Origin of the sequence: Antarcticibacterium sp. 1MA-6-2, from assembly GCF_021535135.1 — a bacterium.
Classification (GTDB): domain Bacteria; phylum Bacteroidota; class Bacteroidia; order Flavobacteriales; family Flavobacteriaceae; genus Gillisia.
Genome location: NZ_CP091036.1, coordinates 1281897 through 1294392, shown reverse-complemented (window position 1 = coordinate 1294392; position 12496 = coordinate 1281897). Strand labels below are relative to the sequence as shown.

General features: G+C 38.7%; 7 protein-coding genes and 3 pseudogenes. 6 read left to right on the top strand and 4 right to left on the bottom strand.

Features of this window, described 5'->3' with window-relative positions; genetic code table 11:
• The first annotated feature begins 11 nt into the window (after positions 1–11).
• From tilS to LZ575_RS06465, 5 genes and pseudogenes are all read left to right on the top strand, one after another.
• Positions 12–1325 (top strand): tRNA lysidine(34) synthetase TilS, encoded by a 1314-nt coding sequence (gene tilS / locus LZ575_RS06480; protein ID WP_235329936.1) that lies wholly within the window; start codon positions 12–14, stop codon positions 1323–1325.
• Positions 1322–3326 (top strand): annotated as a pseudogene (locus LZ575_RS06475) (cytochrome c biogenesis protein CcdA). The gene tilS and the pseudogene LZ575_RS06475 overlap by 4 nt, the downstream one beginning before the upstream one ends.
• Positions 3327–3378: 52 nt before the next feature.
• Positions 3379–5234: pseudogene (locus LZ575_RS06470) on the top strand (CocE/NonD family hydrolase).
• A gap of 6 nt (positions 5235–5240) precedes the next feature.
• On the top strand, positions 5241–5684 hold the full coding sequence (locus LZ575_RS23395; RefSeq protein WP_311196009.1) for a DUF885 family protein: 444 nt from the start codon (positions 5241–5243) through the stop codon (positions 5682–5684).
• A 1-nt stretch (position 5685) separates the two neighbouring features.
• Entirely contained in the window at positions 5686–7065 is a 1380-nt protein-coding gene (locus LZ575_RS06465; protein WP_311196008.1) for a DUF885 domain-containing protein, read from the top strand.
• 67 nt (positions 7066–7132) lie between these two features.
• Here the strand turns inward: LZ575_RS06465 and LZ575_RS23390 are convergent, their stop codons facing one another.
• Both LZ575_RS23390 and LZ575_RS23385 read right to left on the bottom strand, forming a co-directional pair.
• Positions 7133–7549, bottom strand: coding sequence for a DUF2254 family protein (locus LZ575_RS23390; RefSeq protein ID WP_311196007.1), 417 nt, complete (start codon positions 7547–7549; stop codon positions 7133–7135).
• 53 nt (positions 7550–7602) lie between these two features.
• Positions 7603–8445: a DUF2254 family protein gene (locus LZ575_RS23385; RefSeq protein ID WP_311196006.1), complete on the bottom strand. Its 843-nt coding sequence runs from the start codon at positions 8443–8445 to the stop codon at positions 7603–7605.
• 170 nt (positions 8446–8615) lie between these two features.
• Between LZ575_RS23385 and LZ575_RS06455 the strand changes: the two genes are divergently transcribed.
• Positions 8616–9059, top strand: coding sequence for an Hsp20/alpha crystallin family protein (locus tag LZ575_RS06455; RefSeq protein WP_235329935.1), 444 nt, complete (start codon positions 8616–8618; stop codon positions 9057–9059).
• Positions 9060–9129: 70 nt separating this feature from the next.
• Here the strand turns inward: LZ575_RS06455 and LZ575_RS06450 are convergent, their stop codons facing one another.
• Both LZ575_RS06450 and uvrB read right to left on the bottom strand, forming a co-directional pair.
• Positions 9130–10350 (bottom strand): hypothetical protein, encoded by a 1221-nt coding sequence (locus LZ575_RS06450; protein ID WP_235329933.1) that lies wholly within the window; start codon positions 10348–10350, stop codon positions 9130–9132.
• A 137-nt stretch (positions 10351–10487) separates the two neighbouring features.
• A pseudogene (uvrB, locus tag LZ575_RS06445) lies at positions 10488–12493 on the bottom strand (excinuclease ABC subunit UvrB).
• Between the last annotated feature and the right edge of the window lie 3 nt (positions 12494–12496).

Genomic DNA, 12496 nt, shown 5'->3' with positions numbered 1-12496 from the left:
TTTACTTTTCGATGGAAAAGGAATTCAAGAACATTATAAAATCAGATTTTAAAGACCTTTCAAACTCAAAGCTCTTGCTGGCGGTGAGTGGGGGAGTAGATAGTGTTGTGCTTGCACACCTTTGTAAAACTTCTCACCTCAATTTTTCCATAGCCCATTGCAATTTTAATTTGAGGGGAGAGGAAAGCGATGCTGACGAGGAATTTGTAGTAGATCTGGCTGATGCTTTGGAAGTAGAGGTTTTTAGTCAAAGGTTTGATACAGAAGCTTATGCTGAAGAAATGGGAGTTTCAATTCAAATGGCTGCCCGGGATCTGCGGTATGAATGGTTTTCTCAGCTAAGATCTACTCTTAATTTTGATTATATTCTAACAGCTCATCACGCCAATGATAACCTGGAAACTTTTCTGATTAACCTGGTAAGGGGGAGTGGTTTAGAAGGTTTTACCAGTATTAAAGCTGAAAATAATTATATAGTAAGGCCCCTGCTGAAGTTCTCGCGGAAAGAAATAGAAGCCTTTGCAAAATCAAATAATATATCCTGGAGGGAAGACAGCACCAATGCTTCTTCAAAATATCTTCGGAATAAAATAAGGCACGAAGTAGTTCCTGTATTGGAAGAAATGAATCCGCAGTTACTGGATAGTTTTGCCCAAACGCAGGAACATCTTAAGGAAAGTTTTGATCTTCTTGAAGATTATATTGGTCTTCTCTACAACGAAATTGTCACAAAATCCAATTTTGGGTATGAATTAAAGATTCCGGTATTACAAAGAATTCCAAACAGGAAAGCTGTGTTATATCACTTGCTTAAATCTTTCGGCTTTACCGAGTGGAATGATGTTTACGACCTCCTTTCAGCTCAACCGGGAAAAATGGTGTTTTCTAATACGCACCGCCTTATAAAAGATCGGGAGGTTCTAATCCTTACTGAGAAACCTTCAGCTAATAAAGGAACGAGATATGAAATTCCTGAAGGAGAGGAAATAGTCATGTTGCCCCCGGGTACTTTTACTTTACACGAGGCAGAAGAAATTCAGGAAACGACACCTAATATTATTTACGTGGCTAAGGAAAAAATTCAATTCCCCCTGGTACTGAGAAGATGGGAGAAGGGTGATTTTTTCTATCCTTTTGGAATGAAAGGAAAGAAGAAAATTAGTGACTTTTTTAAGGACAAAAAATTATCTTTGCCCGAGAAAGAAGAATCCTGGCTCCTCTGTTCCGGAGAAAAGATCTTATGGGTGGTAAACCACAGAGCCGATGGCCGATTTGCCATCACAGATCCTTCCCAGGAAATATTAAAAATTACCTATTCTCTATGAAATATCTTTGGACCCTGGCCTTTCTTATAATATCTTTTTTTACTGTACAGGCACAGGTTTTCAGTTCCTCTAGCGAATCTCAAATTGCAGACCCCATTGAGTGGGATGCAAGGATAGAAAAACAAAATGACAGTATCGCCACTCTTTTCTTAACTGCCACTTTGGAGAAAGGCTGGCACCTTTACTCTCAGCACGTAGAAGAGGGCGGTCCCATTCCTACTACCTTTACTTTTATAAATTCTGAAGGCATAGAACTTATAGGTGAAATGGAGGAACCAAACGTTCCTGCAGTTTTTGATGAGGTCTTTGAAATGGATGTTATTTATTTTGAAGATGAAGCAGTTTTTAGTCAGAATATTAGAATTTTAGATCCTGAAGCGAAAATTGAAGTAGAGGTATACTTTAGTGTATGCGATGATGCGCAATGTTTGCCTCCGGATACGGTGCCTTTTCAAATTTCTGTAAATCAGAATAAAGCTACCCAAGGTTATACAGATGTAGAATTAACCGACCGTGACCGAGGACAAACAGAGGCTTTAAATATTCAAATTCAGGGTTGGGAGGAATACCAGCCGGAAGAGGAAGAAGGAAACGGCTATATTACTATTTTTCTTTTGGGCTTCTTTGGAGGACTTATCGCGTTACTTACTCCCTGCGTTTTTCCAATGATCCCACTAACAGTATCTTTTTTTACCAAAGGTGCCAGAACAAGAAAAAAAGGTTTAGTCAACGCTATATTGTACGGGCTGTTTATTTTCCTGATATACCTTTTATTGAGCGTTCCGTTTCATTTACTGGACAGTATTGCACCGGAGATCCTTAATAACATTTCAACTAACGTGACGCTTAACGTCGTGTTCTTCGTAATTTTTATAGCCTTTGCTTTCTCTTTCTTCGGTTATTATGAAATAACTCTTCCAAGCTCGTGGAGTAGCAGGATGGATGATAAAGCTTCGAGTTTTGGTGGTGTAGTCGGAATATTTTTTATGGCTTTAACCCTTGCCCTGGTTTCATTTTCCTGTACCGGACCAATTTTAGGTTCTTTACTGGGTGGTTCTTTAACTACCGATGGTGGTGCAACCCAATTATCTTTTGGAATGGGAGGTTTCGGTCTCGCCCTTGCTCTTCCTTTTGCTCTTTTTGCCCTTTTCCCAAACTGGCTAAATTCTCTTCCTAAAAGTGGAGGATGGCTTAATACTGTAAAGGTTGTTTTAGGTTTTATCGAACTGGCACTGGCCTTTAAATTCCTTTCTAACGCAGATCTTGTAGAACACTGGGGTATCCTTAAAAGGGAGATCTTCATAGGAATATGGATCATTATCGCTATTGGATTAATGTTATATCTCTTCGGAATAATTAGATTTCCACACGATGGGCCTAAGAAAAGAATAAGTAAAGGGCGGTTTGCTTTTGGGACCCTCACCTTCATTTTTGTTCTCTATCTCTTCCCCGGCCTTACCAACACTGGTTTTGCAAATCTGAAATTACTGAGTGGTTTTCCTCCACCTTTATTTTATAGCGTTTACGATAAACCGACGGAAGGCCCGTTGGGATTAAAAGCATATAAGGATTGGGAGGAAGGACTGGCTGTTGCCCGTGAAGAGAATAAACCTATTTTACTGGATTTTACTTAGCTGGGCCTGTGTTAATTGCCGAAAAATGGAAGAACAGGTTTGGAGTCATCCTGAGGTTTACGATGTTATAAAGAATGACTATGTCCTTATCTCTCTATATGTCGACGACAAAGAGGATCTTCCAGAGGAGGAGCAGTTTAATTATCTGCGGGAAAAAGGTGGCATTAAGAAAATAAAGACGATCGGCGATAAATGGGCCACATTTCAAACTGTCAATTTTAAAAACAATTCACAACCTTTCTACGTTCTTTTAGATCCGGAAGTAAATCTTTTAAATCCCCCTGTAGGTTATACACCCGATGAAAAAGAATTTCTTGGCTGGCTGGAACAGGGGCTTGATAAATTTGGAGCAGCTGCAATAAACTAAGGGTATTCTTCCTTAAATTTCTATCTTTAGGATCAAATCAAAACCCTAGTTGATGAAATTTGTGAAAATCCAATTCAGCCTAATCCTGAGCCTGTTTTTAGTTGTCTCAGGCTTGGCACAGGATACTATAGAGTACCAGGTAAAAGAAAATTATACTAAGCAGGAGGTTACTATAACTATGAGGGATGGGGTAAAACTTCATACCACTATCTATTCACCTAAGGACACCTCACAGGAATATCCCATTTTAATGCAAAGGACCCCGTACAGCTCCCGGCCGTACGGGGAAGATCAATTTCGGTCTAAAATTGGACCCAATGATTATTTAATGAAGGAAGGTAATATTATTGTTTACCAGGATGTGCGGGGAAGGTGGATGAGTGAAGGTACTTATGACAATATGAGGCCATTTCTTCCGAAGAAAAACGGAAATAAAAACATAGATGAGGCAACTGATACTTATGATACTATTGAATGGCTTCTAAAAAATATTAGCAACAATAATGGAAGAGTAGGAGTATGGGGAATTTCATATCCGGGATTTTACTCAACCTATTCTCTTTTAAGTCGGCACCCTGCCCTTAAAGCGGTCTCCCCGCAGGCACCTATCGGGGATTTCTTTTTTGATGACTTTCACCATAACGGAGCTTATCTTTTAAGTTACTGGCGTGCGACTGCCTTATTTGGTTACGAGAAGACAGAACCTACAGCCGAGGCCTGGTACGAACTACCTGAACTTGGAACACAGGATCAATATCAGTTTTTTCTGGATGCAGGCCCTCTAAGTAATCTGAACAAATATTACAAGGAAGACAATGTCTTCTGGCAACAGCTTAAGGAGCATCCAAACTACGATGAATTTTGGCAAAAAAGGGGAATCATTCAGCATTTGGATGATATAGAACTTACCGTTATGACCGTAGGCGGATTGTTTGATGCTGAAGATTTTTACGGTCCTTTTCAAACTTATAAGACAATTGAAAAGAACAGCGACAATTTCAATATCCTGGTAATGGGGCCCTGGAGCCATGGAGACTGGGCCAGGACCAGTAAAAGACAGGCTGTAGGAAACATCTATTTTGGAGATGATATTTCTGAAGCTTATCAGAGGGAAACAGAGACCGTGTTTTTTAATCACTTTCTAAAAGGCAGCGGAGATAAAACTGTTTCTCTACCTGAAGCTCATATGTACGACACTAAGTCTTATGACCTGGAAATCTTTTGAATCATGGCCTCCGGAAGGTGTAAGGAGTAAAAGATTTTATTTAGGGGAAGATGAGAAATTGACCAGTATACCTTCAAAGGCAGAAGTTTCTTTTGTGAGTGATCCTAAAAAGTAGGTGCCGTATTCAGAAGATATAAAGGCTGTGTTTACACCAAGAAAATACATGACAGATGATCAACGCTTTGCCGCGCGACGTCCTGATGTGCTTGTGTATGAGACTCCGGTTTTGGATAAAGATATGACTCTTGCTAAGTGCTATAGAAGCACATTTAAAGGTTGCTACCACGGGTACTGCGGCAGACTGGATCGTGAAAATAATAGATGTATATCCTCCTGATGCTGAGGATTCTGAAGAAATGCAGGACCATCTGCGAATGAGCAACTATCATATGATGGTTAGGAGTGAAGTTATAAGGGGCCGCTTTAGAAACAGTTTTGAAAAACCAGAACCTTTTGAAGCCAATAAGAAGACTGATGTCACGTTTAATTTACAGGACGTGAATCATACTTTTAAAAAGGGACATAAGCTTCAGGTACAGGTTCAGAGTACCTGGTTTCCTCTGATTGATCTTAATCCGCAAATTTATGTCCCTAACATTTTTGAGGCAAAAGAAGAAGATTTTAAGAAGCAGACTCACAAAGTATACGGAGATTCATTTATTAAATTTTCTGTTTTAGAATAATTGAATATGAAAAGACTTAAAGTAGCAGTTATCCTCTTCATTTTTTCAGGCTTTATGTCGTGTAAAGATAAAACGGAGGGAAATTTTTCCGAAGAAGAGATTGAAAGGCAGTCATTAGAATTTAATCAATATCTGGACGACCAATTTCAGGAAGATTTGGCAGATTCTCCTATGCTTCAAACGCAGTTGGGGCTTAAAACCGATTATGGAAAATTTGATGATTTCTCGAATATTAAACTTGCTGAAGATCTCGAAAAGTATAAAAGACGCTTAAGTTACCTCAAAGATGAGGTAGACGAAGAAGCTCTGGACGAGGAGGCTAATCTTAGTTACAGGCTGTACAGACAGGATCTTGAAAATAGGATCGAAGACTATAAATACAGGTTTTATGATTATCCTATAAATCAAATGAGGGGGCAGCATACCAGCCTACCTAGCTTTTCTTATTAATATGCACCGAATTGATTCTGTAGCCGATGCTAAGAATTATATTTCGCGTCTTAATGATCTACCGAGAGTGTTTGATGAAATTATCGAAGGTATGAACCTAAGGGAGCAAAATGGAATAGTGCCACCAGCCTTTGTATTTGAGAGAACGGTTGATGCCTCCAAAAATATTCTGAAAGGGAAACCTTTTGAGACTTCTAAGGAAGCCAGTACCCTTCTTCATGATTTTAAAGAAAAAGTGGAAGCTTTGGATCTGGAAGATGAGGTGGAAAGAGAATTGTTAGTAAGTGCAGAGCAGGCCCTTTTAACATCAGTAAAGCCTGCTTATGAAAAATTAATAGCCAAACTGGAAGATCAGCAACAACGGGCTACTACCGATCATGGTGCCTGGAAATTCCCTAAAGGAGATGCTTTTTATAATAATGCTTTAAAAAGGACAACTACAACAGATCTTACTGCTGAAGAAATTCATGAAATTGGGTTGAATGAAGTTTCCCGAATTCATGGAGAAATGGAGAAAATTATGGATACGGTGGGATTTGACGGAACACTTCAGGACTTTTTTGAATTCCTGAGAACTGATCCCCAATTTTATTATGAAAATACTCCGGAAGGGAAACAAACTTACCTTGCTGAAGCAACGGAAGTCATAAATACAATGAAAGGACGCCTCGATGATTTATTCCAGACTTTACCTGAAGCAGACATAGTTGTAAAGGCCGTAGAACCGTTTCGAGAACGAAGTGCGGGTAAAGCTTTCTATCAGCCACCCGCTTTAGACGGTTCCAGGCCCGGTACTTACTATGCGAATTTGTATGATATGTCTGCAATGCCAAAATATCAACTGGAAGCTTTGGCTTATCATGAAGGAATACCAGGGCATCACATGCAAATTGCGATCGCACAGGAACTTGACAGTATTCCGGATTTCAGAAAGTTTTCTTTTTATACAGCCTATATTGAAGGCTGGGGATTGTACAGTGAACTACTTCCAAAGGAAATAGGATTATTTTATGAAGATCCTTATTCAGATTTTGGGCGGCTCGCAATGGAGCTTTGGAGAGCTGTAAGGCTGGTGGTAGACACGGGTATTCATGCCAAAAAGTGGACTCGTGAAGAAGGAATAGACTATTACAAAAAGAATACGCCAAATGCTGAAAGCGATGCAGTAAAAATGGTGGAAAGGCATATAGTGTTTCCGGGACAGGCTACTGCATATAAAATTGGAATGATAAAAATTCTGGAGCTAAGGGAGTTTGCCAAGACCGAACTTGGTGAAGAATTCGATCTTAGGGAATTTCATGATGTAGTTCTTCTAAATGGGGCAGTACCATTAAATATTCTGGAAGAGAACGTGCAGGAGTGGGTGAATACCAGGAAGTAGTAATATATTTCTTTTTCGTTATTAACAAAAGGAGCTTTTTCAGTTGTGAAAAAGCTCCTCTTTAAGTTTATAGTTTCCTGGTGAGTTGAAGATTGGTTTCAAAACCATAACTTCTGGCTAACTTAAAGATTGCTTCAATGTCCCTTGAATTAGAAACAGAATTTTTTACATCAATAAGAAGCGTATGAACTTCTTTTTCAATGCTGTCGAGGTAGCGATTATCTTTATTCCCGCGAGCTTTAAGGTACTTAAACATAACTAATAACTTCTGGACAAGAATAATATCGTGTTTGCAGTATGTCCTTATAGAAGCCATTATATTGTATAGTAACTCATCAAAGCTTAGAGTTTTTATTTTAATTAATGCTTTTCCCTCTTTACATATAAGGTCATTCTCCTTATGCTGTAATCTCAGAGAAAATAATTCTGTAAGATAATCTATTCCGTTTATTGCTGTACCTGGATCGTTAATACCGGGAGACATTGCTTTTACTATTATCTCAGTAATTTGTTTAAATGCATATAAATAATTATCCTCTACAAGCTCCCCCGGGAGAAATGCAAGTTAGAAAGGATCGAACTCAAAGTTTTTTCATCCAACTCTTTTTCTGACCTGAAAAGTGGTAAATCTTCCAGGACAAAAAATCCCCGTACAGGTAAGATTGATAGTCTGGTTTTATTTTCAGTACATATTACCATTAAGTTAGAATAGGAAATATGTTGGAAATAACCACTGTTCGTCGCGTAATACTCGTACCACTCCTCATCTGCCGGAAACTCTTCATTAATTTCCTCTTCCTCCTTTATCCACTGCTTCAATCTCTTCCTGGCTTCCCTGTAACGCTGCTCCAGGATATTATTAATCTGGATATTCTGAGAAATATTATGAATGAAATAGATAAAGGAATAAATACAGGCAACAGTAAAAAGAATTCCTACAAGGACAGAGAATCCGGGAATAGTGTATTTTTCTTCTGCAGGTTCAATTGAGAACAATACAAAAATGAGGTACAGAATAGTTGCCAGAAATATCCCCAGCACGATTTGGTGAACTTTATTAGATATTAAGCCCGGCAGGAGGCGTGGGGAATAATTATTGGAAGCCTGGCTCAATAGTAACATTACCATTGAAAAGCTGAAAACCATCATTGAAATAAGACTAGTAATGAGAGAGCCTAATATTGCCAGTGCAGTATCTCCATTGTCTACCATTAGCACAGGTAATTTTTCAAAAAAATATTGCGATATACCTGTTCTTTCCAGGTATAACATAAAAAAAGCAAAGGAAATTCCAAATATGGCTAAAGCAGTAGGATAAAATGCTATTTTATTTCTTACACCCTTGAGAATATTGACAACTTTGAAATAGATGTTTTTCATTCATATGTAATAGAATTTAAAAGTAAGGAATTTCAAAGAATATTAAGATGTGTGTCAAAAAGACAGCAATATTGTAAGAATTCACGACAAACTGGCGCAATAATTCAATTGGAATTTAATTTGCTAATATGTTTTCAAAAAATAAAAAGTCTAATTAAAAAATAAGAGTTATGAGTTTAGTAAAAAGAAATGAGGCCAATTGGCTGCCATCAGTTTTTGACGATATGTTTAAAACAGATTGGTTAGGTGGTACAACAAATGGAAATAATATTGGTACCAGCATTCCTGCTGTAAATATTCAGGAAACAGATGAAAACTTTTTGGTTGCTGTAGCTGCACCAGGCAAAACAAAAGAAGATTTTAAAATTGAATTAGATAACGGTGTCCTTACTATTTCTTCGGAAATAAAACAGGAAAACGAATCTAATGAAAAGAATGGTAGATATACGCGAAGGGAATTTAGCTATAGCAGTTTCAGAAGAGCATTCAGCTTACCCGATTCAGTGGATAATGAGAAAATCTCTGCGTCATACAAAAATGGGGTATTGGAAATTAGCCTGCCTAAGCGTGAAGAGGCTAAAGTTCAGCCGAAGAGAAGTATAGAAATAGGTTAATTCTATTCATTTGATTAGCAGGATAAAAGTCATTTGATTAGTAGAATAAAAGCGCCGGAGACGGCGCTTTTTATTTTCTGATATCGAGAAGAACCCAACGATTTCCGGCACTTTGCATTGTTAAGATTTCACCACCCGCAATTGAGCTCACAGAGACATCATTTACCACGTCATAAATGTCATCTGTCCCTGAAAATATTAAAGGTTTTGTTTTAGTTCCTTTCCAGGCTATTAATCTGATGATTCTGCCTTTGTTCAAATTCGCCGGAGGGATAACAAGACCGGAAATCTGGTCATTAATTCGTAGAGTAGAAACATCATCTGAAATAATAAATTGTCCCGTCATACTTCCGGTAGAGGAGTAATTTTGGTTATTAGGATAGCTCCAGTTCATGTTTCCGTTGCTGTCCAGAACGAGAGTTTGGTCTGCTTTTCCCCGGGTAGCCGGAAATATGTATTCTTCCTGCGGAGTTGCTCCAATACCTAATCTACCCGCAAAGTATCCGGCAAAAACATTGGCATTAGGATCTCCAAGGGCACTGCTATAAATTCCGTAGATGTTTCCACTTCCCTGAACAGTTCCAATCTGGCTATAGATTCCGAAATTATTACTCCGGGCACCAAAAGTTCTTCCTACCCGATTGAAAATGCCATAGATATCGCTCGTTCCGGTATTTTGGTATGCCTCATTGAAAATGCCGTAATGAACTCCCAGTCCTAAGCCACCAACATTATTTTTAATTCCATATTTCGTCCCATTGGTGGCACTTCGGTTATCACTGATGATTCCGTAGGTTGTCAAATTATCTACAGTTGGATTATTATTATCCACTTCAAGACCTTTTTTAATAGCAGCATCTGCCGGAGAGTTTAAAGCTATTTGCAATTTTGAAGTTATTTCCTGAGTGCCTATACCTATGTTTCCGTTTCTGTACATGGGATCTTCGATGTTTCCGGGATTTGTAGAAGTCCCGGTCTTATAAAAATTTCCTGTTCCGTTGGAGCCTATGGATTTCCATCTAATATCAGTTGCATCCCAATAATAAAAACCCGGTGGCCTCTCCTGCTGTTCTTTGGTAAGGAACACCATCATTCCGTGCTGCTCCACACCGGGATTAGTTGCAGGGAATTTCGAAATTCGCGGTATTAGAATCCCGTCCTTTACTCCCGGAGTATCAGGAGTGTGGGAAATGATATCAAGTTGGGCCTGAGGATTTTCCGTTCCTATCCCAACCTGGCAATAGAATGGAAGAGACAGGGAAAATAGAAAAAATACAAATAAAGATTTCATAGTAACTGTTTTTAAAGCAGTCACGATAGATTATTGGAACATCCTAGGGAAGACCTTTAAATATAAGTAAATATAAAGCTGAAGCTGAAGCAGTTATAAAAGTATTAACCAACTTTATATTTTCATTTAGAAATTTCTCAGGCCATAGATTTCGTTTTTTCCTGAAGCATCTTTATCTCATCTCTTAAGCGCGCGGCAGTCATAAAGTCAAGATCTTTCGCTGCAGCTTCCATTTCCTTTCTCTTATCCCTGATCCTTTTTTCAAGTTGATTTTTGCTGAAATAAGCCGTTTCCTTTTCCGCTGCTTTTAAGGTTGGTGCACTTTCAATTTTATAGGCTTCTTCTTTTTTGCGAATAAGTGTTTCATTAAAAGCTTTGACGAGGGCAGTGGGGGTAATATTGTTTTTCGTGTTATAAGCGATCTGTTTCTCCCTCCTGTATTCCGTTTCGTCAATAGTCTTCTGCATACTGTCTGTAATTTTATCAGCATACATTATTGCTTTTCCCTCAAGGTGTCTTGCCGCTCTACCAATTGTTTGTGTAAGTGAACGGTTACTCCTTAAGAAACCTTCTTTGTCTGCATCCAAAATGGCAACAAGTGAGACTTCAGGAAGGTCGAGTCCTTCTCTTAAAAGGTTTACTCCAATTAGTACGTCAAAAATTCCCCGTCTCAAATCATTCATAATTTCAACCCTCTCCAAAGTGTCAACATCAGAATGAATGTACCTACATCTCACGTCTATTCTTGTAAGATACTTAGTTAATTCCTCTGCCATTCGTTTGGTTAAGGTTGTTACCAGGACCCGCTGATCCTTTTCTGCCCTTATTTGAATTTCTTCAATTAGATCATCAATCTGATTCAAACTTGGCCTGATTTCTATTACAGGATCCAAAAGCCCTGTAGGCCTTATAACCTGTTCTACGTAGATTCCCTCAGTTTTTTGCAGTTCATAATCTGCAGGAGTAGCACTTACATAGATCACCTGATTTTGAAGAGCTTCAAATTCTTCAAATTTGAGTGGCTAAGTTATCCATAGCTGCTAGGTAAACGAAAACCATAATCTACCAGTGTCTCTTTTCGAGATCTGTCTCCGCCATACATTGCATGAACTTGTGGAATGGTCACGTGACTTTCATCTACTACCATTAAATAATCATTCGGAAAATAATCTAAAAGACAGAAAGGTCTTGTTCCCGGAAGTCGGCCGTCGAGGTAACGGGAATAGTTTTCAATTCCTGAACAGTAACCTAATTCCCGAATCATCTCCAGATCAAAATTCGTTCGTTCATCAAGTCGCTTTGCCTCCAGATGTTTCCCAATGTCCTGGAAGTAATCCACCTGCTTAACAAGATCATCCTGAATTTCTCTTATTGCTCCGTTAAGAACATCAGGAGATGTTACAAACATATTGGCAGGATAAATATTCAGGCGGTCGTATTTTTCAACAATTTCATTCGTTTGTGGATCAAAAGCCTCAATTTCTTCAATATCATCTCCGAAGAAATGTATTCTGAATGCATTGTCGGCGTAGCTGGGGAAGACATCAACCGTGTCTCCTTTTATTCTGAAGTTCCCGTGATTAAAGTCGGCTTCTGTTCTTGAATATAAACTCTGCACCAGTCTGTGAAGAAACTTTGTTCGGGAGATACGCATATCTCTTTCTATAGAGACCACGTTCTTCTGAAATTCCACCGGGTTACCAATACCATATAAACAGGAAACAGAAGCTACTACAAGCACATCCCGTCTTCCGCTTAAAAGGGAAGAGGTAGTACTCAATCGCAGTTTTTCTATTTCCTCATTAATCGAAAGATCTTTCTCAATATATGTTCCCGAAGAAGGAATAAAGGCTTCCGGCTGATAATAATCGTAGTAACTCACAAAATATTCTATCGCATTATCCGGAAAGAACTGCTTAAATTCTGAATAAAGCTGGGCAGCCAAAGTTTTGTTGTGAGCCAGGACCAAAGTCGGCTTCTGTACCGTTTCAACTACATTGGCAACGGTAAAGGTTTTTCCTGAACCTGTAACCCCCAGAAGAGTTTGATATTGATCGTTTTTATTAATTCCGTCAACCAGCTGCCGGATGGCTCCAGGCTGATCTCCGGTTGGTTTGTAATCTGACTTTATTGTAAATCTCATTTT

Bases quoted from the DNA above. Each gene is read 5' to 3' on its own strand.
- tilS (WP_235329936.1), top strand. From the start codon at position 12: ATGGAAAAGGAATTCAAGAACATTATAAAATCAGATTTTAAAGACCTT.
- LZ575_RS23395 (WP_311196009.1), top strand. From the start codon at position 5,241: ATGAAAAGACTTAAAGTAGCAGTTATCCTCTTCATTTTTTCAGGCTTT.
- LZ575_RS06465 (WP_311196008.1), top strand. From the start codon at position 5,686: ATGCACCGAATTGATTCTGTAGCCGATGCTAAGAATTATATTTCGCGT.
- LZ575_RS23390 (WP_311196007.1), bottom strand. From the start codon at position 7,549: ATGTCTCCCGGTATTAACGATCCAGGTACAGCAATAAACGGAATAGAT.
- LZ575_RS23385 (WP_311196006.1), bottom strand. From the start codon at position 8,445: ATGAAAAACATCTATTTCAAAGTTGTCAATATTCTCAAGGGTGTAAGA.
- LZ575_RS06455 (WP_235329935.1), top strand. From the start codon at position 8,616: ATGAGTTTAGTAAAAAGAAATGAGGCCAATTGGCTGCCATCAGTTTTT.
- LZ575_RS06450 (WP_235329933.1), bottom strand. From the start codon at position 10,350: ATGAAATCTTTATTTGTATTTTTTCTATTTTCCCTGTCTCTTCCATTC.